Origin of the sequence: Amycolatopsis sp. TNS106, assembly GCF_019330265.1 — a bacterium.
Taxonomy (GTDB): domain Bacteria; phylum Actinomycetota; class Actinomycetes; order Mycobacteriales; family Pseudonocardiaceae; genus Amycolatopsis; species Amycolatopsis lurida.
The window spans coordinates 4628231-4653920 of the sequence record NZ_CP024972.1; the positions used below are offsets into that span (position 1 = coordinate 4628231).

General features: G+C 70.7%; 21 protein-coding genes. 10 read left to right on the plus strand and 11 right to left on the minus strand.

What is annotated here, in order from left to right; genetic code table 11:
• Nucleotides 1-9 precede the first annotated feature (9 nt).
• On the plus strand, nucleotides 10-774 hold the full coding sequence (locus tag CVV72_RS20810; protein ID WP_219145398.1) for a CbtA family protein: 765 nt from the start codon (nucleotides 10-12) through the stop codon (nucleotides 772-774).
• A gap of 321 nt (nucleotides 775-1095) precedes the next feature.
• On the opposite strand, the gene CVV72_RS20815 is transcribed toward CVV72_RS20810, so the two are convergent.
• Together CVV72_RS20815 and CVV72_RS20820 are read right to left on the minus strand one after the other, a co-directional pair.
• Complete coding sequence (locus tag CVV72_RS20815; RefSeq protein WP_219145399.1) at nucleotides 1096-2556, minus strand: cobyric acid synthase; 1461 nt, start codon at nucleotides 2554-2556, stop codon at nucleotides 1096-1098.
• Nucleotides 2553-3485 (minus strand): cobalamin biosynthesis protein, encoded by a 933-nt coding sequence (locus CVV72_RS20820; protein ID WP_219145400.1) that lies wholly within the window; start codon nucleotides 3483-3485, stop codon nucleotides 2553-2555. The genes CVV72_RS20815 and CVV72_RS20820 overlap by 4 nt, the downstream gene beginning before the upstream one ends.
• Before the next feature lie 36 nt (nucleotides 3486-3521).
• Here CVV72_RS20820 and CVV72_RS20825 point away from each other — a divergent pair, with 36 nt between their 5' ends.
• From CVV72_RS20825 to CVV72_RS20835, 3 genes are read left to right on the plus strand one after another with little or no spacing between them, the layout of a single operon-like run.
• Entirely contained in the window at nucleotides 3522-4127 is a 606-nt protein-coding gene (locus CVV72_RS20825) for a bifunctional adenosylcobinamide kinase/adenosylcobinamide-phosphate guanylyltransferase (protein ID WP_034312952.1), read from the plus strand.
• A gap of 9 nt (nucleotides 4128-4136) precedes the next feature.
• On the plus strand, nucleotides 4137-5150 hold the full coding sequence (gene cobT / locus CVV72_RS20830) for a nicotinate-nucleotide--dimethylbenzimidazole phosphoribosyltransferase (protein ID WP_219145401.1): 1014 nt from the start codon (nucleotides 4137-4139) through the stop codon (nucleotides 5148-5150).
• Nucleotides 5147-5893, plus strand: a complete 747-nt coding sequence (locus CVV72_RS20835; RefSeq protein WP_219145402.1) for an adenosylcobinamide-GDP ribazoletransferase — start codon at nucleotides 5147-5149, stop codon at nucleotides 5891-5893. The genes cobT and CVV72_RS20835 overlap by 4 nt, the downstream gene beginning before the upstream one ends.
• Nucleotides 5894-6239: 346 nt before the next feature.
• On the opposite strand, the gene CVV72_RS20840 is transcribed toward CVV72_RS20835, so the two are convergent.
• Entirely contained in the window at nucleotides 6240-6860 is a 621-nt protein-coding gene (locus tag CVV72_RS20840) for a hypothetical protein (protein ID WP_219145403.1), read from the minus strand.
• Nucleotides 6861-6977: 117 nt separating this feature from the next.
• On the opposite strand from CVV72_RS20840, the gene CVV72_RS20845 reads away from it, so the two are divergent.
• Entirely contained in the window at nucleotides 6978-8183 is a 1206-nt protein-coding gene (locus tag CVV72_RS20845; protein WP_255632788.1) for a restriction endonuclease, read from the plus strand.
• 28 nt (nucleotides 8184-8211) lie between these two features.
• On the opposite strand, the gene cobC is transcribed toward CVV72_RS20845, so the two are convergent.
• Genes cobC through CVV72_RS20865 form a run of 4 tightly spaced genes read right to left on the minus strand, consistent with a single transcriptional unit; the run spans nucleotide 8212 to nucleotide 13115 of the window.
• Entirely contained in the window at nucleotides 8212-9219 is a 1008-nt protein-coding gene (gene cobC, locus CVV72_RS20850; protein ID WP_219145405.1) for an Rv2231c family pyridoxal phosphate-dependent protein CobC, read from the minus strand.
• Entirely contained in the window at nucleotides 9212-10546 is a 1335-nt protein-coding gene (locus CVV72_RS20855) for a cobyrinate a,c-diamide synthase (RefSeq protein WP_219145406.1), read from the minus strand. Before CVV72_RS20855 ends, cobC begins: the two co-directional genes overlap by 8 nt.
• Nucleotides 10540-11154 carry a cob(I)yrinic acid a,c-diamide adenosyltransferase gene (gene cobO, locus CVV72_RS20860; protein ID WP_219145407.1) on the minus strand — a complete coding sequence of 205 codons (615 nt, stop codon included), beginning with the start codon at nucleotides 11152-11154 and terminating at the stop codon, nucleotides 10540-10542. Before cobO ends, CVV72_RS20855 begins: the two co-directional genes overlap by 7 nt.
• The gene (locus CVV72_RS20865; protein WP_219145408.1) at nucleotides 11154-13115 is read right to left on the minus strand and encodes a putative cobaltochelatase; all 1962 of its coding nucleotides are present in this window, start codon (nucleotides 13113-13115) and stop codon (nucleotides 11154-11156) included. Before CVV72_RS20865 ends, cobO begins: the two co-directional genes overlap by 1 nt.
• Before the next feature lie 60 nt (nucleotides 13116-13175).
• Between CVV72_RS20865 and cbiE the strand changes: the two genes are divergently transcribed.
• The 5 genes from cbiE to CVV72_RS20890 are packed head-to-tail and all read left to right on the plus strand — an operon-like array spanning nucleotide 13176 to nucleotide 19943.
• Nucleotides 13176-14315 (plus strand): precorrin-6y C5,15-methyltransferase (decarboxylating) subunit CbiE, encoded by a 1140-nt coding sequence (gene cbiE, locus CVV72_RS20870; RefSeq protein ID WP_219145409.1) that lies wholly within the window; start codon nucleotides 13176-13178, stop codon nucleotides 14313-14315.
• The gene (gene cobM / locus CVV72_RS20875; protein WP_219145410.1) at nucleotides 14312-15073 is read left to right on the plus strand and encodes a precorrin-4 C(11)-methyltransferase; all 762 of its coding nucleotides are present in this window, start codon (nucleotides 14312-14314) and stop codon (nucleotides 15071-15073) included. Before cbiE ends, cobM begins: the two co-directional genes overlap by 4 nt.
• The gene (locus CVV72_RS20880; RefSeq protein ID WP_219145411.1) at nucleotides 15070-16065 is read left to right on the plus strand and encodes a Gfo/Idh/MocA family protein; all 996 of its coding nucleotides are present in this window, start codon (nucleotides 15070-15072) and stop codon (nucleotides 16063-16065) included. The genes cobM and CVV72_RS20880 overlap by 4 nt, the downstream gene beginning before the upstream one ends.
• Nucleotides 16062-16805, plus strand: a complete 744-nt coding sequence (locus CVV72_RS20885; protein ID WP_219145412.1) for a cobalt-precorrin-6A reductase — start codon at nucleotides 16062-16064, stop codon at nucleotides 16803-16805. Before CVV72_RS20880 ends, CVV72_RS20885 begins: the two co-directional genes overlap by 4 nt.
• A gap of 33 nt (nucleotides 16806-16838) precedes the next feature.
• Nucleotides 16839-19943: an arabinosyltransferase domain-containing protein gene (locus tag CVV72_RS20890; RefSeq protein WP_219145413.1), complete on the plus strand. Its 3105-nt coding sequence runs from the start codon at nucleotides 16839-16841 to the stop codon at nucleotides 19941-19943.
• 99 nt (nucleotides 19944-20042) lie between these two features.
• Here the strand turns inward: CVV72_RS20890 and helR are convergent, their stop codons facing one another.
• From helR to CVV72_RS20910, 4 genes are all read right to left on the minus strand, one after another.
• A complete protein-coding gene (gene helR / locus CVV72_RS20895) occupies nucleotides 20043-22217 on the minus strand; it encodes an RNA polymerase recycling motor ATPase HelR (protein WP_219145414.1) in 2175 nt (724 codons plus the stop codon).
• Between the two features lie 265 nt (nucleotides 22218-22482).
• Nucleotides 22483-23988: a precorrin-2 C(20)-methyltransferase gene (locus tag CVV72_RS20900; RefSeq protein ID WP_219145415.1), complete on the minus strand. Its 1506-nt coding sequence runs from the start codon at nucleotides 23986-23988 to the stop codon at nucleotides 22483-22485.
• Complete coding sequence (locus tag CVV72_RS20905; protein WP_016332061.1) at nucleotides 23985-24608, minus strand: precorrin-8X methylmutase; 624 nt, start codon at nucleotides 24606-24608, stop codon at nucleotides 23985-23987. Before CVV72_RS20905 ends, CVV72_RS20900 begins: the two co-directional genes overlap by 4 nt.
• Nucleotides 24605-25684, minus strand: a complete 1080-nt coding sequence (locus CVV72_RS20910; RefSeq protein ID WP_219145416.1) for a precorrin-3B synthase — start codon at nucleotides 25682-25684, stop codon at nucleotides 24605-24607. The genes CVV72_RS20905 and CVV72_RS20910 overlap by 4 nt, the downstream gene beginning before the upstream one ends.
• Nucleotides 25685-25690: the final 6 nt, after the last annotated feature.

The following is a 25690-nucleotide window of genomic DNA, read 5'->3' on the forward strand; positions in this document are numbered from 1 at the left end:
ACGCGCCCCATGATGAGGACCTTGCTGGTCCGCGGCATGCTCGCGGGCCTGGTCGCCGGTGTCCTGGCGACCCTTTTCGCGTACTTCTTCGGCGAGCCTTCGGTCGATACCGCCATCGGTCTCGAAGGCACCGCCGCTCATTCGCACAGTGCTCCGGGTGCCCACGAACACGCCCCCGCCGAGGGGGAAGCGGCGGAGGAGGAGCTTGTCACGCGTGGCGTGCAGAGCACCGTGGGCCTGCTGACCGGCGTCGGCCTGTACGGGGTCGCCGTCGGCGGGCTGTTCTCGCTCGCGTTCGCCTTCGTCTACGGGCGCCTCGGCACCCTGCGGCCGCGGGTGACCGCGGCTCTGCTCGCCGGTGGCGCCTTCGTGGTCGTGTTCCTCGTGCCGTTCCTGAAGTACCCGGGGAATCCGCCCGCGGTCGGTCAGGCGGGCACGATCGGGAGCCGGACTTCGCTGTACTTCGGTTTCGTCGCGCTTTCGCTGCTGGTCGGCATCCTCGCGGCGGCGTTCGGCCGGAAGCTGGCCGACAAGCTCGGCGCCTGGCGCGGCGGGCTGCTCGCCGCGGGCGGGTACGTCGTGCTGATCGGGGTGGCGGCGGCGCTGTTGCCGTCGATCGACGAAGTCCCCGACGGATTCCCGGGTTCCACGCTGTGGACCTTCCGGCTCGCTTCGGTCGGCACGCAGGTGGTGCTCTGGACCGCGCTCGGCCTGGCCTTCGGTGCTTTGGCCGAGAAGGCGCTGAAGCACAAGGCGGCACTTCAGGCCGCTTAGTGAGGGTGAAGCGTCCACATGGGACACTTGATGGCAACCTCAGGTCCGATTGATGTCGAGGCAAGGGCAAAGGTGGCGCCGGTACTCGCGATCGGACCGTGCCTTCGCCCTCGCGTGATCACTCGACGTGGTTGATGGGGTGTGAGTGTTACCGCAGATGCGAGGGTCTGGCCGTCGTGACCGGACCGGTCACGCGGGGACCGTGTGGATTTCTGGTCATCCAACGCCCCAAAATCCACACAGTGCCTGTCCTCACGAGCAATTCGTCCTCTTAATGCGGTAGTTGCACACGCAAGGACCGCATCCAGAGGACGAAACGCGTCAGGGGACGCCCGGCGGCACGAAAGGCAGGTCGCCGGGGGCGCCGTTTTCGATGAGGCGCAGCAGGCGGGCGGTGTCGACGTGCTCCTCGACGGCGTCGGCGAGCCGGTCCAGCATGCTTTCCCGCAGCGCACCGAACCCCGGTGCCCCGGCGGCGGGCGACCAGTCCGCCACCTCGCCCAGCCAGGCGCGGCGGAAACCGTCGTTCTCGAAGGCGCCGTGCCACATCGTGCCCCACACCGCGCCCAGCCGACATCCGTCCAAAAAGGACTCGGCGGGGCCGGTGGAGGTCACGGTGCCGTGGTGGATCTCGTACGCCGCCACGGGTTGCCCGCGCCATTCCCCCGAGGGCCGGGCCAGCACCTTGTCGGCGCCGAACGAAACCCGCGTCGGCAGCAGACCGAGACCGGGGACCGTTCCGGCGCCGGATTCGACGTCGTCCTCGATCTCCGCGGCCAGCATCTGATAGCCGCCGCAGATCCCCAGCACCGGACGTCCCGCCTCGGCCCGCGTCCGCACGGCGTCCGCCAGGCCGCGCGCACGCAGCCACGCCAGGTCGTCCACGGTCGCGCGGGAACCCGGCAGGATCACCACGTCGGCGGAAAGGACCGTGTCCGGATCGGCGGTCAGCGCGACCGAGACCCCGGGCTCGGCGGCGAGCGCGTCGACGTCGGTCGCGTTGGAGGCACGGGGAAAACGCACGACGGCGACCCGGAGCGATCCGCCCGACGCGCCCCAGCCCGCGGCGGCGAGCGCGTCCTCCGAGTCGATCCACACCTGGTCGAGCCAGGGCAGCACGCCGAAGACCTCGCGGCCGGTGAGCTTTTCCAGCGTCTCCAGCCCCGGCCGCAGCAGGCCGACGTCGCCGCGGAACTTGTTGACCAGCCAGCCCGACACCAGCGCCTGGTCTTCGGCGGACAGCAGGGCGAGGGTGCCGAACATCGCGGCCATGACGCCGCCGCGGTCGATGTCGCCGACGACGACCACGGGCAGGCCGAAGCGCCGCGCCAGCCCCATGTTGACGTAGTCGCCTTCGCGCAGGTTGATCTCGGCCGGGCTGCCCGCGCCCTCGCACAGCACGACGTCGAAGCGTCGTCGCAACGACGAAAACGTGTCGAAGGCGATTTCGGCGAGCCCGGCCCGGCCCGTGGCGTACTCCCCCGCTTCCAGCGTGCCGAACGGTTTCCCGAGCGCGACGACATGGCTGCGGCGATCGCTTCCCGGTTTCAGCAGTACCGGGTTCATCGCGGCTTCGGGTTCGACACGGGCCGCCCGCGCCTGGAGCCATTGCGCGCGGCCGATCTCGGCGCCGTCGGCGCACACCATCGAGTTGTTCGACATGTTCTGGGACTTGAACGGCGCGACCCGCACGCCCCGGCGCGCGAGCCAGCGGCACAACGCGGCGGTGACCAGGCTCTTGCCCGCGTCCGACGTCGTCCCGGCGACGAGCAGGCCGCTCACCGTGTGACCGCCACCGCGACGGCGAGCGCGGCGAGACCGACCGCCCTCGACAGCCGGACCGCGCGGCGCACGTCCACCGGTTCGGGCTCGCGGCCGTCACCGAGGACACCGCGGCGTTCGGTGCGCCCGCCGTAGCTGTTCGTCCCGCCCAGCCTGATCCCGAGCGCGCCGGCGAAGGCGGCCTCGACCTGGCCCGCGTTGGGGCTCGGATGGTGCTTCCCGTCGCGGCGCCAGATCCGGAACGCGGATTTGGCGAAGCCGCCCGCCAGCGGCGCCGACGCGACCGTGAGCGCCGCGCCGACCCGGGACGGCAACAGATTCGCCAGATCGTCGGTCCTCGCCGACGCCCAGCCGAAATTGGCGTACTTCGGGGACCGGTAGCCGACCATCGCGTCGAGCGTGTTGAGCGCGCGGTAACCGAGCAGGCCGGGGATCCCGGCGACCGCCCCCCACAGCAGCGGCGCGACGACCGCGTCGGAGGTGTTCTCGGCGATCGACTCGGTGGTCGCCCGCGCGAGTTGTTCGGTGTCGAGCCCGGTGGCGTCACGGGCGCACAGATGCGAAAGCCGCTGCCGCGCGGCCGGCAGGTCGCCGTCGTCGAGCAACCGGGCCATGCGGGTGCCCTCCGCCGCGAGCCCCTTGCCGCCCAGAACCACCCAGGTGGACACCGCGGTGAGCACGAACCGCGTGAACGGGCGCTTGCGGGTCCAGAACTGGGCCGCGACCCCCAATCCGGTGACCGTGCCCGCGCAGACCGCGGTGTACGCCGCGCCCCGCACCTTCGAATCGGCGTAAACCCGCTGTTCGAGGGCTTGCGCGGCGCGGCCGAAACCCGCGACCGGGTGCCTTCTGCGTGGATCTCCGAAGACGGCGTCGGCGACGTAACCGGTCACGAGTCCGGCTGCGGTGGCGGCTTGTCGGAGTGGCACGTGGCGAACCGTAGCGCGTGCACGAGAATGCGGGGTATGACCAAGCTGACGCATCGCCTCGCGAAGGTCCTGGAGACCCTCGCGCGCGCCCTTCGCCGCTACTCGCGCGACGACGGCAAGGTGCTGATACTGGGCGGCGTCCGCTCTGGGAAGTCACACCACGCCGAGCGGCTCGCGTCCCGCCACCCGCACCTGACCTACGTCGCACCCGGGCTGCCGCCGAGCGCCGAAGATCCAGAGTGGGCCGCCAGGGTGGCCGCGCACCGCGCTCGGCGGCCGGGCAACTGGAAGACGGTGGAGACCACCGACCTGGCCACGGTGCTGCGCACGGCGACGCATCCGCTGCTCATCGACTGTCTCGGCACGTGGATCAGCCGGGTGCTCGACGAGGTCGGTGCCTGGGAGCAGCGCAAGGGCTGGGAACGGCGGCTCGACGACCGGCTGGAGGACTTCCTGGCGGCGTGGGCGCAGGCCGACGTGCCGGTGATCGCGGTCAGCAACGAGGTCGGCAGCGGTGTGGTGCCCGCGACGGTGTCCGGACGCGTGTTCCGTGATGTGCTGGGCGCGTTGAACAACCGGGTTGCCGCCGTGTCCGACCGGACCGTGCTGGTCGTCGCCGGACGGATGCTGGACCTGCCTTAGGGAGTCACCATGCGTATCGCCACCCTGGACGCCGCCGCCGAAGCCGCCGCGCGCACCAGGCTGGACGGTCTGGTCAAGCCGCTGGGCTCGCTCGGTCGGCTCGAAGACCTGGCCGCCTGGCTCAGCGCGGCGCACGGCGAGGTCCCGCCGCGGCCGCTCGACGACGTCCGCGTGGTCGTCTTCGCCGGGGACCACGGGGTTTCCGGGATGTCGGCGTATCCGCGCGAGGTCACCGCGGCGATGGTCCGGGTGTTCCTCGCCGGGAAGAGTGGCGTCAGTGTGCTGGCCGGGCTGGCCGGGGCGAAGGTGCGGGTGCTGGACATCGCGGTGGACTGGGACGGCGCGGACGTGCCGGCCGAGGTCACCGCGCACAAGGTCCGGCGGGGTTCGGGTTCGATCGACGTCGAGGACGCGCTCGCCGATGGCGAGGCGCGGACGGCGTTCGAGCACGGGCTGGCGATCGCGGACGAGGAGATCGACGGCGGCGCGGATCTGCTCATCCCCGGTGACATGGGGATCGGCAACACGACGATCTGCGCGGCCGTGGTCGCCTCGTTGCTCGGCCTGGCGGCGGAAGAGGTCGTCGGCACGGGGACCGGGATCGACGAGGACGGGCGGGCACGGAAGCTCGCGGTCGTCGAGGCCGCGTTGATCAGGGCCGGTGCGGTGAAGGACCCCTTCACGGTGCTGACCGCGCTCGGCAGTGCTTGTCTCGCCGCGACGGCGGGCTTTCTCGTGCAGGCGGCGGTTCGCGGGGTGCCGGTGCTGCTCGACGGCGTGTTCTCCGGGGCCGCGGCGCTCGTCGCCCGCGAGATCGCGCCGGGCGCCGAGCAGTGGTGGCTGGCCGGGCACCGGTCGACCGAGCCGTCGCAGGCGTACGCGTTGAAGGCGCTCGACCTGGAGCCGATCCTCGACCTCGGACTGCGGCTGGGCGAGGGCAGCGGCGCCGTGCAGGCGGTACCGACGCTGAGGGCGGCACGGGCCATCCTCGCGGACATGGGTCTGCTGGCGGATCTGGCTTGATCGCCGACGCGCTGAAAATGGCCGTCGGCACCCTGACCACCGTCCGGGTGCCGCCGCCGGGAGTGATCGACCGGCGGGTGGCGGGCGGCGCGATGGTGCTCGCCCCTCTCGCCGTCTTGCCGCTCGCGGCCGTCGCCTCGCTGATCGTCTTCCTGGGTGAGTCGGTCGGTGTGCCCGCGTTCGCGTCGGCGGCGCTCGCGGTGGGCGCGGTGGCGCTGGGCAGCCGCGGCCTTCATCTGGACGGGCTCGCCGACACGGCGGACGGGCTCGGTGCTTCGTACGACCGCGCCCGGGCGCTGGAGGTCATGCGGCGCGGGGATTCCGGGCCGACCGGGATCGCGACCCTGGTGCTGACGCTGCTCGTGCAGACCGGCGCGCTGGCCGGGGCGATCTCGGCCGGACACGGGATCGCGGCGGCCGCGGCGGCGGTCATCGCCGGACGCGGGGTGCTCTCGCTGTGCTGTACGCGCGGCGTGCCCTCGGCCCGGCCGGAAGGGCTGGGCGCGACCGTCGCCGGTTCGGTGCCGGTGTGGACGGCGGCGGTGGTGTTCGCCGTGCTCGCGGGCGCGGCCGCGCTGGTACTTCCGTGGTGGCAAGGGCTCGCCGCGGTGGCGCTGGGGTATCTGGCCGCGGCGGCGTTGCTGGCGCGCTGCGTTCAGCGGCTGGGCGGGGTCACCGGGGACGTGCTCGGCGGCTGCGTCGAGGTCGCCGTCGCGGGGGTCTTGCTGGCTTTGTCGTTCTGAGGAGCCGTCAGTTTCTCGTCGATCTCCGGCAGGCCGGCTGCGGATGCTGCGAAAGTGGCCTTCGCGACATTGGAGGACAGGCGCCTGGTCGGGCGTTGTCTCAGAGCCTGGTGTGCCCCTCGCGACGGTGGAGGATTCGGGACGTTGAACGTCCTGAATCCTCCACGCTCGGTTGCTGGCTGGAGGTCATGATCGGCATGACCTTGGTCGCCCCGCGACGATGTGGGAATCGGGACACTCAACGTCCCAATTCCTACATCGTCAACTCCGACGCCCATGCAACCGTCGTCCTCGTGCAGGTCCGGCGCAGGCAGGTAGATACCGATCCGTTCTGAAGCGACCCCGGTCAAGCGGGCTTGTCCGTCGCCAGTTTCTCGTCGATCTCCGGCAGCCAGAAGCACAGTTCGAGGGTCTTCATCCCGGCCCAGAGGCCGAGCTTGCGGCCCTGGGAAACCAAAGTGAGCGAAGCGAACAGCAGCAGCGCGGCGATCACCGCGGCGACGAACGGGTGCTTGCCCGCGAAGATGTCGACGATCGCGGCGACGGCGCCGAACAGCAGCGGCGGCGCGCAGTTGCGCACCATGAGCCCGGACGCGCGCAGCCGCGTGACGTCGGCCGCGACTTCCTTGTCGTGCAGTTGCAGCGCGCACAGCAAGAGATGCGTGTTCTCCTTCAGGAACGCGCGGCTCTCGGCCGAGGGCATCCGGCGCACGAACTCCGCGGCCGCGTCCCGGTTCCGCCTGCGCGGCACGATCCGCTCCAGCGCTTCCCCGAGCGGATAGGCCAGATAGCCCAGCAGGAAGCTGAGCACCACGATCACGACGACCAGCACCACGGTGGGCACGCCGCCGATGCTCGCCGCGGTCAGGATGTGGAGTTTCGCCCCGAGGTAGCCGAAGAACGCGACGTACAGCGCGCCGGGGATGGTGTAGGCGAAGAGATCGAAGACGCCGATCACGAAGTTCACCGGCTTATCCAACCACTTCAGGTGCTCTGCGGTAAGACGAAGCGACCAATCAGGCCTCCACACTCGGCCAAGTCGAGGTGGTGCGGGGTGATCGCAACCCGCCCGATGGCCGCGCCTATGCCGCCCAACGAATCACCCAAAAGCGCTACACCGGCTCGGCGAGCTAGGGGCCACGCTAGAGAGGGCGGGAGCCATATCGGGCGAAGAGGGGACCTACTCGTGATAACGTTGGACGCCTTAAGGGGCCATGTACTCGAAGAACATCTCGCGCGACTCTTGCGCAGCAATGGCTACCATCTTCTCGTTTCGGAAAGGCAAGATCCCGATGCACTGAAGCGTGGTGCACATGGTCTTCTCGTGCGTGGTCGAGGTACGGACCACCAGGCTGACGTCCTCGGAGAACTTGCGCGCCCCGCACCGTTCTCCCTGCCGCTTCGAATCTTCGTAGAGGCGAAGTACCGGAGTTCAAAGGCCAATCTTCGAGATGTCCGCAATGCTCACGGCGTGATCCACGACGTCAACGAGCAATACGGGACGGCGTCTGCTGGATCTCGGCGTATTCCGATGCGACGTCACCACTATCGCTATGCCCTGTTCTCCGTGTCCGGGTTCACCCGGCCCGCACAGCAATACGCGCTCGCGCAGCAGATCTCGTTGGTCGACCTGTCGAGCCCTGCCTTCACCTCACTGTTGACAGCGGTGGATCGGACCGCGCGCGAACTGCACTCCTTGGCTGAACAGTCCGGTATCTCGACCTTTCCTCGTGGCCAGGTCCGGACGGCTCTCAGACTTGCTCTCGACACTTGGACCGCCGACGGGCACGACATCCAATTCGATGTTAAGCGAGCCGACCAGACCGCGCTCCGTGGACAGTGGGCGAACGAGTTGAATCCCGCAACTCGAGAGCCCCAGCGCCTGCCTGACGAATCGCTTGCTCGCATCGCCGACGATTTGGCAGACGATTCCGATTACGACCTCATCTTGGGGTTTCCGGCTGCGCCGTTCGTCTTGGTACTGCGACCTGATGATCCGCGTCGTTTCCGCGACTATCTGGAACGCAAAAGCTCCGACATCCTCGTGAACATCGCGACCGGGCCAAGGGATGAGATCGTAGGCGACTGGGCCATCACACCGGTGGACGAAGAAGGCGGTTTTCAGCTCCACTTCGCGTTACCGACTCAGCTTGAGGACTGGCTCCTCCGCGCGGACGGTGCGGCCGCTCTACGGGCAAGGCAGGTCAAGAGCGCGCTGCTTTCCTCGATCACCTTCTTTTACGGCGACCGCCTTGTCCGACTGCTCTTCCAGCCACGTCGTCGAGGGTGACGAAATCTTGGCTGACATCTTGAGCAACTCACGACACAACAGCCAGTGCGGTCAGGAAAGCGTCCACCGTCTCCCGGTCCCGCACCGCGATCCGCAGGTACCGCGCGTCCAGCCCCGGGAAGGTGTCCCCACGCCGGACGGCGAACCCGTGCTCTCGCAACCGCTCCCGGACGACATCGGCACCAGGGAGCCGCACGAGCACGAAAGGCCCCCGGGGCTCTCCCAGCACCTCGACACCCATAGCGGTCAGGCCTGAAACCAGGTACTCCCGATCCGCCTCCGCCGCCACCGCCAGCTTTTCGGCTTCCTCCAGCGCCGCCGGGCGGCAGCACGCCACCACGGCGACGGCGGCGAGCGACGAGACCGACCACGGGGGCTGGACCGCACGCAGATTGTCCACAATGGACTCGTCGGCCAGCACGTATCCGGCGCGCAGACCGGCGATCCCCCAGGTTTTCGTCAGGCTGCGCAGGACGACGAAACCGGGTTGTCCCGCAACGCTTTCGGTCTCACCAGGGACTGCGTCGAGGAAGGCCTCGTCGACGACGACCAGGCGCCCCGGGCGCCCCAGCGCCAGCAGGTCCGCTGCGGGGTGGAGCACGGAAGTCGGGTTCGTGGGATTCCCGACGAAGACCAGGTCCGCCTCTTCCGGGACACCGCCCAGCCGGAAACCGTCGTCGGGGAACAACAGCACCCGGTGCACGGGATGGCCTGCCGCGCGCAAAGCGGCTTCCGGTTCGGTGAACTGCGGATGCACGACGACGGCGTGCGACGGCCGCAAAGCCGTGGCCAGCAACGTGAACGCCTCGGCCGCGCCGGAGGTCACCAGCACCTGGGCCTCCGGCAGCGAATGCCGGGCGGCGACCGCGGCCGTGGCGGCGGTGACGTCCGGATAGGCGGCGAGATCGTCCAGGGCCGCCGCCAGTTCGGCGCGCAGCCACGCCGGCGGCGCCGGGAGGCGGACGTTGACCGCCAGATCGACGAGACCTTCGCCGACCTCGCGATCGCCGTGGTGCCAGAGGTCGTAGTCAGCCATGGGCGCGCACCGCGGTGGCGAACCGTTCGGCGAGTTCGGGGTAGCCGGCCCAATGGACGTGCAGGTACGACGCGTGCAGGGACGCCGACGCGAACCCGTCGGGGGTACGGTCCCAGCCCCATGCCGGGGCCGGGCCGCTGCCGGGTTCGATGATCGTGCGGTGGAATTCGTGCCCGGTGACGCGTTGCCCCGCGACGGCGAGCACGCTGTCTGCGGGCGCGAAAGCCTTGCGGTAGCCGAGTTTCCCGCGTTTCGTCATGGTGGCCGATGCGTCGAGGACACCGGTCATCGGTGTCCCGTCGATGTCCTGGCACAGGTACAGCAGCCCGGCACATTCGGCCACGACGGGCATTCCGTCGCCGACGGCCCGCGCGACCGCGGTCCGCAGCGGGGCGTTCGCCGACAGTTCCTCGGCGTGCACCTCGGGAAAGCCGCCGCCGAAGTACAGCCCGGCGCAGCCTTCGGGAAGTTCCTTGTCCTGCAACGGGTCCACGTCGACGACGTCCACACCGGCGGCGGCGAGGAGTTCGATCGCCTCGGTGTAGCGGAAGGTGAACGCGGGACCGGCCGCCGCGGCGACCACCGCACGGCGTCCGTCGTACGCGAACGGAGGCCGCCAGGGCTCGCCCGAAAGCCGCGAAGCCGACCGGGCGACCTGCACGACCGCGCCGAGGTCCACGCCCTCGCTGATCCATGCCGCCAGCTCCGGCAGCAACCGTTCCGACTCGCTCGCCCGCTCCGCAGCCGGGACCAGACCGAGGTGACGGCTCGGCGCGTGGATCTCTTCGTTGCGGTACAACGTTCCCAGCAGCGGGACGCCGGTCGCTTCCAGCGCGGTGACGATCTCGTCCGCATGCCGTTGCGAGCCCAGCTTGTTCAGGATGACGCCGGCGAGCCGGACGCGCGTGTCGTACTGCGCGAACCCGAGCACGGTCGCCGCGACGCTGCGCGACGCGGCCGAGGCGTCCACGACCAGCACCACGGGCGCGTCCAGCAGCCGCGCCACATGCGCCGTCGACGCGTACCCCTCGGTGCCGAGCGCCCCGTCGAACAGGCCCATCACGCCTTCGATGACCGCGATGTCGGCACCGGCGGAACCGTGCCGCAGCAACGGGATCAGCCGATCCTCGCCCTGGAGGAACGGGTCGAGGTTGCGCGGGGGCCGTCCGGTGGCCAGCGCGTGATAGCTCGGGTCGATGAAGTCGGGGCCGACCTTGTGCCCGGAGACCTTCAGCCCCCGTGCGCGCAACGCCGCCATCAGGCCCGCGGCGATCGTGGTCTTGCCGTGCCCCGAACCGGGCGCGGCGATGACCACGCGGTTCACCATTCGATGCCTCGCTGGCCCTTTTGCCCGGCGTCCATCGGATGCTTCACCTTCGTCATCTCGGTGACCAGGTCCGCGGCCTCGATCAGCTCGGGCGGCGCGTACCGGCCGGTGATCACCACGTGCTGGTGGCCGGGGCGCGCGGTCAGCGTCGAGACGACGTCGTCCACCTCCAGCCAGCCCCATTTGAGCAGGTAGCTGAATTCGTCGAGGACGTAGAAGTCGTGGGTCTCGGCGGCGAGACGGCGTTTGATCTCGGCCCAGCCCTCACGGGCGTTCTCGGCGTGATCCTCCTCGGAACCGGATTTGCGCGCCCAGCTCCAGCCTTCACCCATCTTGTGCCACTCGACGGCGCCGCCTTGCCCGGTGTCGTCGTGCAGCTTGCCGAGGGCACGGAAAGCGGCTTCCTCGCCGACGCGCCACTTCGCCGACTTCACGAACTGGAACACGCCGATCGACCAGCCCTGGTTCCACGCGCGCAGCGCCATGCCGAACGCGGCCGTGGACTTGCCCTTCATCTCGCCGGTGTGCACGGCGAGCAGCGAGCGGTTGCGGCGCTGACGGGTGGTGAGCCCGTCATTCGGCACGGTTTCCGGTTTGCCCTGGGGCATTACGCAGCCTTTCCGGAGATATGCGTGCGGACGGCGCCCGCGAGAGTGTCGGCGGCGACCTCGGCGACCGGAACGTGTTCCGCGCCAAGGTGTTCCGCCAGTTCGGCGGCGAGCCCGAGCCGCATCTTCCCGCTCTCGCAGTCCATCACGATCGAGGTCACGTTCCCGGCCAGCAGCCCGGCCGCCTGTTTCGCGCGCTGGACGGCGTCGGCGCCGCTGGTCGCGCGGCCGTCGGTGACGACGACGAGCAGCGGACGCCGCAGTGGATCACGGACCGCTTCGATCCGCAGGACCCGCGCCGCCTCGAGGAGTCCTTCGGCCAGGGGGGTCCGCCCGCCGGTCGCGAGGCCGTCCAAACGGGACGCGGCGGCGTCGACGCTGATCGTCGGCGGCAGCGCGAGTTCGGCGCCGGAAGCGCGGAAGGTCACCAGGCCCACCTTGTCGCGACGCTGGTAGGCATCGAGCAGCAAGGACAGCACGGCGGTCTTGACCTCGCGCATCCGCTGGCGCGCGCCCATCGAACCGGACGCGTCGACGCAGAACAGCACCAGGTTGCCCTCGCGCCCTTCCCGCCGCGCGAACCGGAGATCCTGGGGCCGCACCACGAGCCCTGCGCCGCTGCGGCCGCGGGACCGCTGATGCGGCGCGGCCGCGCGCACGGTCGCGAGCAGATGCGGATGCCCGTCCTTGGTCCCGGCGGGCTGGACGCCGATGGTCCGCCCGTTGTCGGTGATCGCCCTCGACCGCCGTCCGGCGGCGCCCTCACCGGTGCCCTTCACCTCGAAACGCCTGGCACGAAAGGCTTCCCCGGCGCCGACGGGCTTCTGGTCACCGCCTTGGCCGCCGCCCGACGGCTCCTGTCCGCCTTCCGACGGCGGCGGGCCCGAGGTCTCACCGCCCTCCGGCGGGGTGCCCGAACCGGGACCGTCGTCGTCGGGGCCGGGGCCTTCCGGCTCGGCGTCCTGGAGCGCCTGTTCCAGCTGCTCCTCGGAGATCCCGGGCGCGTCGAAGGGATTGCGGCGACGGCGGTGCGGCAGCGCGAGCCGGGCCGCGACCCGGACGTCGTCAGTGGTCACCTCGGTGCGCCCGGCCCAGGCGGCGTGCGCGACCGCGGTCCGCGCGGTCACGATATCCGCGCGCATCCCGTCGACCTCGAAGGACGCGCAGACCTCCGCGATCTGCCGCAGCGCGTCGTCGGGGAGTTTGACCGACGGCAGAAGTCGTTGTGCCGCTTCGATGTCCGCGGCGAGTTCGGCGTCGGCCGCGGCGTACTGGCCGGCGAAGCCGTCGGGATCCGCCTCGTAGGCGAGCCGCCGCCGGACCACCTCGACCCGCAGTCCGGGATCCCGGCTCGACGCGACCTCGACGGTGAGCCCGAAGCGGTCCAGCAACTGCGGCCGCAGTTCGCCTTCCTCGGGGTTCATCGTGCCGATGAGGACGAACCGGGCCGCGTGCGACACCGAAACACCCTCGCGCTCGACGGTCGCGCGCCCCATGGCGGCCGCGTCGAGCAGCGTGTCGACCAGGTGGTCGTGCAGGAGGTTGACCTCGTCCACGTACAGCAGCCCGCGATGCGCGGCCGCGAGCAGACCGGGCTGGAAATCGGTGACGCCGTCGGCGAGCGCGCGTTCCAGGTTCAGCGAACCGATCACACGGTCTTCGGCCGCGCCGACCGGCAGCTCCACGAGCCGTGCGGGACGGCGGTGCGCGGGCGGACCTTCGGCGTGCGGACCGTCGGGGCAGGCCGGATCGGGCTCGACGGGATCGCAGGAGAACCGGCACGCGTCCACCACGTCGACGCCGGGCAGCAGACCGGCCAGCGCGCGCACCATCGTCGACTTCGCCGTGCCCTTCTCCCCGCGCACCAGCACGCCGCCGACGGCGGGCGAGATCGAGGAAAGCACCAGCGCCAGGCGCAGATCCGGCATCCCCACAACGGCGGTGAACGGGTACGGCTTCACAGCACTCCCTGTCGTCGACGACCTCTGGCCGATCATCGCATAGGAATTCCGTCATCTACGGTGACCGAGGTGCGCGAAAAATCACCCCTGACGGTCGTCGGGATCGGGGCCGACGGCTGGCCCGGCCTGTCCGAGCGGGCCAAGGAAGCACTGCTCGGCGCCGACGAGGTCGTGGGCTCGCCGAGACAGCTCGCGTACCTGCCGGCCGGGATGAAAAGCGAGCCCTGGCCCAGCCCGCTCCTCCCCGGTCTGGACGCCTTCCTCGCCGAGCGGGAAGGCCGCGTCTGCGTGCTGGCCAGCGGCGATCCGTTGTTGTCCGGTATCGGCACGACACTGATCCAGCGCGGTTACGACGTCGAGGTCCTGCCCGCGCTCTCGTCGGCCACGCTCGCCCGCGCGAAACTCGGCTGGCCGGCGGAGGAGACCGAAGTGGTCACTGTCGTCGGCCGCGCGATCAGCCGGGTGAACCGGGTACTCGCGCCCGGCCGGAAGATCCTCGTCCTCGGCGCGAACGCCGAAGACCTGCTCGACCTCCTCAAAGCCCGCGGTTACGGCAAGAGCCGCGTCACCGCGCTGTCCGACCTCGGCGGCCCGGAAGAGCGTGTCGGGCCCGGCACGCTGACCGTGTTCGCCATCGAGGCCGACGGGCCCGCACTGCCGCTGACCGGCCTCCCGGACGACGCCTTCGAGCACGACGGACAGCTCACCAAACGCGACCTCCGCGCGTCCGCGCTGGCCAGGCTCGCGCCGACGCCCGGTGAACTGCTGTGGGACGTCGGCGCGGGCGCGGGCAGCGTCGGGATCGAATGGTCCCGGGTCCATCCCGCGAACCGGGCGATCGCGATCGAGCGGTCGCCCGAGCGGGCCGCCCGCATCACCCGGAACGCGGACGCGCTCGGCGTCCCGGAACTCGACGTGGTGATCGGCGCGGCGCCGGACGCACTCGAAGGGCTGACCAGGCCGCACGCGATCTTCGTCGGCGGCGGGCTGACCGTGCCCGGTGTGCTGGACGCCTGCCTGGCGACCGGCGCACGGATCGTCGCGCACGGCGTGACGCTCGAATCCGAACAGGTGCTGGCCCGTGCGTACGGCGAACACGGCGGGGAGCTGATCCGCGTCGGCATCGAACAAGCCGCGCCGCTGGGCGGATTCACCGGCTGGACCCCGGCGCGGGTCGTCACACAGTGGAGCAAACCTTGACAGTGCACTTCATCGGCGCGGGTCCCGGCGCGGCCGACCTCATCACCGTGCGAGGCCGTGACCTGCTCGGCCGCTGCGAGACCTGCCTGTACCCCGGAAGCATGACGCCGACGGCGCTCTTGGACTACTGCCCTCCGGAGGCAGTGCTCGTCGACACCGCCAACCTCGACCTCCCCGCGATCGTCGAGCGCATGGTGGAGGCCCACGGGAAGGGTCACGAGATCGCGCGGCTCTGCTCGGGCGATCCGTCGATCTACAGCGCGGTCGCCGAGCAGATGCGCCGCCTCGACGCGGCGGGCGTTCCCTACGACGTCACGCCCGGTGTTCCCGCGTTCGCCGCCGCGGCCGCGCTGCTCAACCGCGAACTGACCGTGCCCGAGGTCGGCCAGAGCCTGGTCATCACGCGGGCACAGGCCCGGTCCACGGCCATGCCACCGGGGGAAACGCTGGCGAACTTCGCGCGCACCGGCACCACGCTCGCGCTGCACCTGGCGATCAACCGCATCGAGCAAGTAGTCGACGAATTGCGGCCGTTCTACACCGACGACTGCCCGGCGGCGGTGGTCGCGCTGGCGAGCCAGCCCGGTGAGCAGGTGCTGCGCGGCACGCTGGGCACCATCGTGGCGCAGTCCCGCGCGGCGGGGATCAGCCGCGCCGCGATGATCTTCGTCGGGCAAACCCTTGCCGCCGAAGGGTTTCCCGACAGCTTCCTGTACTCGGCCACCCGCGACCGCGCCAACCAACCGGAGTCGTTGTGAAGAACCTTCGCTGGGGCCTGCTGGCCGCCGGGACCATCGCCGCCGAGTTCGCGGCGGGCGTCGAAGAGAGCAAACACGGTGTCCTCGAAGCCGTCGCCGCGCGCTCCGGAGACCGGGCGGCCGAGTTCGCGAGCCGCTTCGAGATCCCGAAATGCTACGGCTCCTACGAAGACCTGCTCGCCGATCCGGACGTCGACGCGCTCTACATCTCGACGCCGCATCCGCTGCACGGCGAATGGGCGATCCGCGCGGCCGAAGCGGGAAAGCACATCCTGTGCGAGAAACCGCTGACGATGTCCGTCGCCGAAGCCGAGAAGGTCATCGACGCCGCCCGCGCCAACGACGTCTTCCTCATGGAGGCGTTCATGTACCGGCTGCACCCGCAGATCCGGCGGCTGGCCGAGCTGATCTCCTGCGGCGCCATCGGCGAGGTCCGCGCCGTGGACGTCGCCTTCAGCTACAACTTCGCCGTACCCCGGCTCACCGATCCCGCGCTGGGCGGTGGCGGGATCTTCGACGTCGGCTGTTACTGCACGTCACTCGCGCGGCTGGTCTCGCAGGCGGCGACCGGGCAGGACGTCGTCGAACCCGAAGAGGTGCTCGGGATGGCCAGGCTCGACGAGAACGGCGTCGACGAGGTCGCGTTCGGGCTGCTGCGGCTGCCCGGCGGGATCCTCGCGCAGCTGGCCTGCGGTTTCCAGCTGACGCAGGACGACCACATCCGCGTGTACGGCTCGGAAGGGCAGCTGTACGTGCCGAAACCGGCGTGGATCCACGAAATGCGCAAGCCGAAGACGTCGCGGATCATCCTCACCCCGGAAGGCGGCGAGCCCGAGGTGATCGAAGTCGAAGCGACTCAAGGCCTCTTCGCTCGCGAAGCCGACCATGTCGCCGCACACCTCGAAGACCGCCAGGCACCCGAACTCACCTGGGCGGAAACGCTCGCCAACCTGCGCACGCTGGAACGATGGCGTGCGGCGGTGGCCCGATGAAGCTGCTGATCCTGGGCGGCACCGGCGAAGCACGCGAGCTCGCGAAGGAACTTGTGGCGCGCGGCGAGCACGTCGTGTCGTCACTCGCCGGCCGCGTCGCGCGCCCGAAGCTGCCCCACGGCGAGACCCGCGTCGGCGGCTTCGGCGGACCGGCGGGTCTCGCGCGCTGGCTGACCGAGAACGACGTCGACGCGGTGATCGACGCCACGCATCCCTTCGCCGAACGCATCGGCTCGAACGCGGCCATCGCCGCGCGGGAAACGGGAACGCCGCTGCTCAGGCTCGCCAGGCCCGGCTGGACCGAACAGCCCGGCGACACCTGGCACTGGGCCGAAGACCTCGATCACGCCGCGCGGCTGCTGCCGTCACTCGGCGAACGCGTGTTCCTCACCAGCGGCCGCCAAGGGCTCGCCGCCTTCGCCGGGCTGGATCTCTGGTTCCTGATCCGCTGCGTCGACCCGCCCGAAGCGCCGCTCCCCCGCCGTCACGAAATCCTGCTGGACCGCGGGCCGTACACGGTGGAGAAGGAGCGCGCGCTCATGGAGCGGCACGGCGTGGAGGTCCTCGTCACCAAGGACAGCGGCGGCGAGATGACCGCGGCGAAGCTCACGGCGGCCCGCGGGCTCGGCCTCCCGGTGGTCGTCGTCCGGCGGCCGAGGCGACCGGAAACGACCAGCGTAACGACAGTTCAGGGCGCTATAACCTGGTTGAGCGGCACGGCGAAGGGCAGCCCTGCGTAAGCCGTTCGGACCAGACCCGTTAGCGTTGCGCCGATGCGTCTGATCGCTGTCACGCTGGGGTTGCTGTCCGCCTTGTGCGCATTGGCTTTCCCCTTCCTGCCGGTGGTGCAGGACACGGCGGAGGTCGTCTGGCCAACGGGCGGCGACACCCGCTCCGTCAACGCGCCCTTGACCGGGTACTGGGCGCAGGATCTGCGCGTCGATCTGCCGTGCACGACCGTCCGGTCGCTGGACGCGCGCTCGCAGGGCCAGGCGCTGCTGTTCTCCACCGTGCCCGACGGCCGCACCGACCCGCGCGCCGGCAAGGGCGTCGGCCTCCAGTTGCGCATCGACAACGGCGTGCTGCTCGCGTCCAGCCAGGGCCAGCAGATCGTGCAGCAGCCGCTGCCCGAGAACAAATGCGACATCGGGCTCCGGGCGGACGCGAACCGGATGACGCTGACCGTCGCCGAGACCGTGGTGTTCCACGCCGAGGGCGACGTCCGGCCGCGGCTGGTCGGGATCTACTCGTCGATCAACGCGGGCAAGGACCCGATCGCCGGCCTGCACGTCTCGGTCGTCCCGGACACCCGCTACCAGACCTCGCCGACGGTGTGGAAGTGGATCGTCGGCGTCATCGCGGCGCTGTCGTTCATCGGCTGCCTGATCGCGGTGTGGCGGATGGACTCCGGTTTCGCCCGCCGCGCGCCGCGCTGGGCGCCGGTCGGCTGGTGGCGGCTGACCGCCCGCGACGCGACGGTGATCATCGCGCTCGGCGCGTGGGTCTTCATCGGCCCGGTCACCTCGGACGACGGCTACATCCTCACGATGTCGAGAGTGGCCGAAGAGACCGGCTACCTGACGAACTACCACCGGTGGTTCGGGGTCGCCGAGGCGCCGTTCGGCTGGTTCTACCACGTGTACCAGCTGATGGCGCACGTCAGCACGGTGCCGCCGTGGATCCGGCTCCCGTCGTTCCTGCTCGGCGTGCTGAGCTGGCTGCTGATCAGCCGCGAGGTCATGCCGCGCCTGGGCACGCAGGTCCGCACGAGCCGCGCCGCCGGCTGGGCCGCCGCCGCGGTGTTCCTGGTCTGGTGGATGCCGTTCAACAACGGTGTCCGGCCCGAACCGGTCGCCGCGCTGGGCTCGCTGCTGGCGATCTGCGCCGTCGAGCGCGCGCTGGTGACCCGCCGTCTGCTGCCGCTGTGCCTCGGGCTGACCGCGGCCGGGTTCACCCTGGCCGCGACGCCGACCGGGCTGATCGCGGTCGCGCCGTTCCTGGTCGCCGCGCGCCCGCTGTACAAACTGGTCCGCCAGCGCGCCGAGAACGGCTGGCTGCCGGTGCTCGCGCCGGTGCTGGCCGCCGGACTGCTGGTGCTGGTCGTGGTGTTCGCCGACCAGACCTTCGCCACCGTGCAGGAAGCGACCAGGATCCGCACCCTGGTCGGCCCGAACCTGTCGTGGTTCCAGGAACTCGCGCGCTACCAGCTGCTGTTCGAAAGCCTGCCGGACGGCTCCGTGCCGCGCCGGTTCCCCGTGCTGCTGGTGCTGTTGTGCACCGGGACCTGCCTGGTGGTGCTGCTGCGCCGCGGCCGGATCCCCGGCGCCGCGCTCGGCCCCAGCCGCCGCCTGATCGGCACGGTCGCCCTGTTCTTCCTGCTGCTGGCGCTGACCCCGACCAAGTGGACGCACCACTTCGGCGCGTTCGCCGCGGTCGGCGCGGCCATGGCGGCCTTGACCGCGCTGGCGACCAGTTCGACGGTGCTGAGGTCCAGGCGCAACCGCGCCGCGTTCCTCGCCGGGCTGCTCGTGGTCGGCGCGCTGGCCGCGACCGGGCCCAACTCGTACTGGTTCGTCTCGAAACTCGGCGTGCAGTGGACCGCCGTGGCGCCGTCGATCGGCGGGATCCCGCTGTCGACGATCCTGCTGATCGCGGCCGCGATCTCCGGGGTGTACGCGTTCGTGGAGAACGTCCGCGCACACCGGCCCGGTCTTCAGGCGGGGCCGCAGGAGGGGCGGAGCCGGTCGCTGCGGCTCGGTTCGCTGTCGCTGGTGGTCGTGTGCGGTCTGATGGCCACGGGCGAGTTCGTCAGCATGGCGTGGGCGATCCACAACCAGCAGGGTTCCTACAGCCTCGGCGCCGCGAACTTCGGGCACCTCTTCGGCAAGAGCTGCAACCTCTCCGACCACGTGATGGTGGAACGGGACGCCGCGACCAGCATCCTGCGGACCCAGTCCGAACAGCGGACGGTCCCGGTGAAGAAGGAGGAGCCGCCCGCCGGGCAGACCCCGCCGCCGCTGCCCGATCCGGAACAGGACAACGGCCGCGTGCAGACCGGGTTCCACACCCGCGCGATCGACGACAAGGACCCGCTGGCCGAGCCGCCGCACGGGTTCAAGCCCGACGAGGTCCCGATGTGGAGCAGCTTCCTCGACCCCGAAACGCGGGCCGGGCGGCTGCGCAGCGACTGGTACGCCCTCTCCGAGAAACCCGCCGACGGCCAGATCGTGGTCGCCACCGCGGGCGCGGCCAGGCGTCCCACGTCGGTGAGCCTCGACTACGGCGTGAACACCAGCGAAGGCGTGAAGGTCGTCCGCAGCCAGTTCGTGCTGCCGCCGGGGGCCGGGACCAACGGCTGGAACGACACCCGGATCAACCTGCGCGACCTTCCCCCCGAGACGACGTCCGTGCGGATCAACATCGTCGACAACGACCTCACCGAGGACGGGTGGATCGCCGCGTCCGCGCCGCGCGTGCCGACGTTCACCACGCTGACCGAGAAGATCGCGGGCAAGCAGGTGTACATCGACTGGCCCGCGTCGTTCGTCTACCCGTGCGTGCAGCCGGTGACCTCGCACGACGGCATCTCGAAGGTGCCCGACTACCGGATCACCCCCGGCGCCGTCGCCGACGAGGCGAACTGGGCGTCCAGCACCAACGGCGGCCCGATCGGCTGGCTCGAAGAGGTCGCGGCCGAACCCGAGGTGCCCAGCTACCTGATCGGCCAGCCGAGCCAGTCGTGGGGCCAGCTGCTGCAGGTGGAACCGTTCACCGAGGGCATCGCCCCGACGATCGTCCACGGCGAGAAGGTCGTCCCCGGCTGGTGGTCGCCGGGGCCGGGACCGCGGCAGCCGAACGGCAAGGACCCGACGCGCTGAGTCGTCACTCGCGTGCTTGAACCCGTAACTCGCGTGATTGAAGACGTAACTCGTGAGTTACGCCTCCAATCACGCGAGTGCGGTCTCTGATCACGCGAGTTACGAGTTCAGGCCCGCCAGTGCGGGCGGCAACGGGCCTTCGTGCAGGACGCCGAGCCGCTGCGTAGCGCGTGTGAGCGCGACGTAGAGCTCAGCGGCACCGCGCGGGCCGTCGGCGAGGATCCGCTCCGGGTCCACGACGAGGACGGCGTCGAACTCGAGCCCCTTCGTCTCCGAGGCGGGCACCGTGCCCGGCACTCCGGGCGGGCCGATCACGACGCTGGTGCCTTCAAGCCCGGCTTCGTCCTTGACGAACTCCTCGATGGCACCTGCCAGCGAATCGGCGTCGACCTGCCGCGCCCACGGCCGGACCCCGTTGGACCGGACCGATTCCGGCGCCCGGACGTCCGGCGCGAACTCGGCGAGCACCGCCGCCGCGACGGCCATGATCTCCGCCGGGGTGCGGTAGTTCACCGTCAGCGACCGGTAGACCCAGCGGCCCGGCACGTACGGCTTCAGCATCGCGTCCCACGATCGCGCCCCGGCCTCGGACCGGCGCTGCGCCAGATCGCCGACGACGGTGAACGACCGGCTGGGACAGCGCCGCATCAGCACCCGCCAGTCCATTTCGGACAGTTCCTGTGCCTCGTCGACGACGACGTGCCGATATGTCCAGTCGCGATCGGCGGAGGCGCGTTCGACGAGGCTGCGGGTGTCGTGCTCCACGAACCGGTCGGCGAGTTCGTCGGCGAAGAGCAGGTTCTCCGCCGACAACATGACGTCCTCGTCCATCTCCTCGCGGTCGAGCTTCATCGTGTCGAGCACACCTTCGGCGTACTCGGCCTCGGCCTTCTTCTCCCGCGCGAGCGCCTTCTCCGCCGCCTCGTCCGCCGCCTTGTCGCGGCCGAGCAGGTCGACGAGTTCGTCGAGCAGCGGCATGTCCGACACCGTCCAGGCTTCCCCGTCGGCGCGCAGCAACGCCTGGTCCGCGCCCGCCGCGCGAAGCCGCTCCGAAGACGAGAGAAGCGAGCCCAGCAGGCTTTCGGGCGTCAGGATCGGCCAGAGTTCGCCGAGCGCGGTGGTGAACGTCTCGCTCTCCGCCAGCTCCTTCAGCAGGTCCTTCCGCAGCCGCTCCCATTCGTCGCGGTCGTCCCGGCTGAGCCAGCCACGCCCGATCCGCGCGATCGCCCGCTCGGTCAGGACGTAGGTGACGACGTCGATGAACGTCCCGCGCGCCTCGTTGTGCGGCAGACCGCTCTTGCGCGCCTCGTCCCTGGCCCATTCCGCGGTCTCGGCGTCGATCCGCACGGTGACGTCGGCGAGCTCGATCAGCACCGGCTCCTCCGGCAGCCGCTGGCGATCGGCGACGGCGGCCTTGAGGACGTCCAGCATCTTCAGTGAACCCTTGAGCCGCGTCGCTTCCGGGCCGTCCTCGGCGGTGACGTGCTTGCCGGGAACGAAATCCCCGGTGGTCATGAACACCACGTCGGTCTCGCCCAAGGACGGCAGGACCCGGCCGATATGGTGCAGGAACGCCGGATTCGGCCCGACCACGAGCACACCGTGGCGTTCCATCCGCTCGCGCTGGGTGTAGAGCAGGTACGCGACGCGGTGCAGCGCCACCACGGTCTTCCCGGTACCCGGCCCGCCCTCGATCACGAGCACGCCGGGGTGCTCGTGCCGGATGATCTCGTCCTGTTCGGACTGGATCGTCGCGACGATGTCCCGCATCCCCTCGCCGCGCGGCGCGTTGACGGCCGCGAGCAGCGCCGCGTCGCCCTCCGCGTCGCCGCCGGGGCGGCCGAACACCTCGTCGGTGAAGCCGAGCAGCTCACGTCCGTGCGTGTGGAACTGACGGCGACGGCGCATCTTCTCCGGCGTCGCGGCCGTCGCGGTGTAGAACGGGCGGGCGGCGGGCGCCCGCCAGTCGAGGAGCACCGGCTCGTAGTCGTTCTCTTCGTCGAAGAGCCCGATGCGGCCGATGTACGAGGTCTCCCCCGCGAGACTGTCCAGCCTGCCGAAACACAGGCCGTTGTCGACGACGTCCAGCCGCCGCGACTCCCTGGCCAGCGCCCGCACCTCGACGTCGCGCTCCATGGCCGTCCCGCCGGTTCCGCCCAGCGCCGCCTGGTACTCCCCCTTCACCCGCACGCGTTCGGCGTCCAGGCGCGTGTAGAGCCCGGCGACGTACTCGCGCTCGGACCGCAGCTCTTCTTCATGACCCTGAGTTGACACAGACTCCCATTTCACCAGGTTTCGGCTACGGCGAGTGAGTCTGAGGCATGACCGGGGTCTTGTGGCAAGTCCCCCTATGCGCTATATGTTTATTACGGCGGGAGTTACCTTCGTTTCTTTCTTGCCCTGTCAGGCCGGTCAGGCCGACCGCGGGCCCCCGCTGACGTTGCCTCGGGGCTGAGCGCCATCTTGAACAGGGTGCCGCCGTCAGGCCTCAACGTCGACACGAGACCCGGCCGCTAGCGCGCACCGCGGGTCTCGGGCATCACTCGTAGGTGCGCGGCGTCCAGACCACACCGTTCTCGGCCCGGGTCTTCGACGAGCCGATGATCAGCAGGCAGCGCATGTCCACTTCCGACGGCTCCAGCGTGCCGAGGGTGACCACGCGGACGTCCTCCTCAGGGCCGCCGACGTCGCGGGCGACCACCACCGGTGTCTCCGGCGCGCGGTGCCGCAGCAGGACGTCGCGGGCCTGCGCGAGTTGCGTGGTCCGCGTGCGGGACGCCGGGTTGTACAGCGCGAGCACGAGATCCGCCGCACCCGCCGCGTCCAGCCGTCGTTCGATGATCTCCCACGGCTTGAGCCGATCGGACAGCGAAAGCACGCAGTAGTCGTGCCCCAGCGGCGCGCCGACCCGGGACGCGGCCGCCTGCGCGGCGGTCACGCCGGGCACGATCCGCACGCGCGCGCCCGCGCCGTGACCGGCGGCTACCTGCTCCAGCACCGCCGACGCCATCGCGAACACGCCGGGATCACCGGAGGAGACCACCGCGACCTTGGCGCCGTTCGCGGCCAGCTCCAGCGCTTCGACGGCGCGTTCGGCCTCGACGCGGTTGCCCGACGCGTGTCGTTGCTGGCCCGCGCGCTGCGGCACTCGCGCGACGTACGGGCCGTAGCCGACGACGTGCTCGGCCGCGGCCAATTCCTCGGTCGCTTCGGGGGTCAGCCAGCCGGGACCGGCCGGGCCGAGGCCGACGACCACGACTTCGCCACCGGTGTGCGTCTCCTGCTTCCTGGCGATCTGGGGTTCGTCGGCGAGCCGCGACGCGTAGGCCGGGCTGGGCAGCAGCGCCAGCGAGAAGTAGGGCACCGAATCCGGGTCGACGTCGGCGAACGGCTCGACGCGCTGCGCCTGCCAAGTCGCCCGTTCGACGTAGAAGGCGTCGTCCAGCTTCCCGGCTTCGGCCAGCGCCTCGCGGACGTTGCCGAACGTCCGCCCGAGTTTGAGCACCGCGGCGGCCTGCGTGTCGGCGAGGCGTCGCGCGAGCTCCGGCGCGGGCAGCGTGCCGGGCAGGATGGTGAGGACCTCGTCGCGCTGCACCAGCGGGCGGCCGAGTACGGAGGACGCGGCGCTGACCGACGTCACGCCGGGCACCACGGTCGCCTCGTAGCGGTCGGCGAGGCGTTCGTGCATGTACATGTAGGAGCCGTAGAAGAACGGGTCGCCTTCGCAGAGCACCACCACATCGCGTCCGGCGTCGAGGTGCTCGGCGAGCCGCTTCGCGCTCAGCTCGTAGAAATCGGCGATCGCGCCTTCGTAGCCGCCGGGATGGTCGGTGGTCTCGGTGGTGACCGGGTAGACCAGCTTCTCCTCGATCTGGCCGTCCCGCAGATACGGTTCGGCGACCGAACGCGCGATGCTCCGGCCGTGCCGCGCGCTGTGATAGGCGATGACGTCGGCCTCGCCGATCAGCCGGGCGGCCTTGACCGTCATCAGTTCCGGGTCACCGGGCCCGAGCCCGACACCCCAGAGTTTCCCGAGCCCGCTCATTCGACCTCACTCGCCATCGCGTTGATCGCGGCGACGGCCATCGCGCTGCCGCCGCGGCGTCCGTGCACCACCAGGTACGGGGCCGGTGCCCGCTTCGCGAGCTCCACTTTGGACTCGGCGGCGCCGATGAAGCCCACCGGGACCCCGATGATCGCGGCCGGCGCACCGACGCCCTCTTCCAGCAGTTCCAGCAGCCGGAACAACGCGGTGGGCGCGTTGCCGATCGCCACCACGGATCCGGGCAGCTTGTCGCGCCACAGCTCCAGCGCGGCCGCGGACCGGGTGGTGCCCATCCGCTCGGCCAGCCCCGGCACCTTCGGGTCGGACAGCGTGCACAGCACCTCGTTGGCGGCAGGCAAACGTTTGCGGGTCACCCCGGAGGCGATCATGTTCGCGTCGCACAGGATCGGCGCGCCCGCTTCGAGCGCGGCGCGGCCGGATTCCACCACGTCCAGGCTGTAGCGGAGATCGTCGACCAGATCGACCATCCCGCAGGCGTGGATCATCCGCACGGCCAGCACCGCGACGTCGTCGGGGAGGATCGCGAGATCCGCCTCCTCACGGATGGTGGCGAACGAGTGCCGGTAGATCTCGGCCCCGTCCCGGATGTAGTCGATCACTGCTGTCCCTTCTCGGCCAAAGTCTCTGTCAGCTCGCCGACCGGGACGAACGCCCCGTCGACCAGATAACCGTCCTCCGTCGCGAGCACGTCGACGTGCTCGTGCGCGGGCTTTCCGCAGCGCCGGGCGCACCCGGCGAAATGGACCCTCGGGGTCCGGCCGACCCGTGCCGCGTCGGCCCGCACGTCGGCGAGTGACTTCGCGCAGCCCGGTCGCCCGACACAGGCGCTGATCCCGAGCGACGGCTCACCCGGATCGGTGATCAGCCCCGGCTCCGCTTCCACGGCGCCGAGCACGAGGATCGACCGCCACGGGGTGACCACGGCGTTCCCGGCCTTCGCGATCTTGCGCGCCTGAGCCGAGGTGAGCCTGCCGAACACAGGGGCGACCCCGGTCGCCTCCCCGATCGGTCCGATCGGAAGGCCGGGGTTCACCGGGAATCTCCGCGGCTCGACGGTTTCGCCTGGGATGCCTTCGATCAGCGGCTCCGTGTCGTCGAGTTCGCCGACCCGCCAAGCCGTTCCCCGCGTTCGAAGGAACGCTCGCGCGACCGAGAGCAGCGTCTCGACGGCGTGTTCGGCGGTGACCCGCAGGCCGGTGTCGACGCCGGCGAGCAGCACGGCTCCGTCGCGCCAGCAGACGTCGGCGCCCTCCCCCGCGACGTCGCCTTGGCCGCTGTCGAGGGCGAAGAGGAAACGTCCCGGGAGTTCGGCCAGCTCAGGGACGGCGCACAGGGCCTCGTCGAGCGCCGAGGCGAGCTTTTGGGCGGTACCGCTCAAGGGCGACGCGAGGATGTTGCGGACGCGTTCGTGCGACGGCGAGGGCAGGAGCCCGGCCGCGGCGAGCCTGCCGGCGAGACCCGGCCGGGTGACGCCGCGCAGCTGCACGTTGCCGCGGGAGGTCAGGTGGAGGGCGCCGTCCCCGAGTTCGTCGGCGGCGTCCGCGAGCGCCTCGAACTGGGCCGCCGCGATGGCGCCACCGGGCAGCCGGACCCGGGCGAGCGGACCGTCCGCGGCGTCGTGCGTGGCGAAGACACCAGGGCACGCGTCAGCTCGGACACGGGCGCTCGTGGACATGCGCTC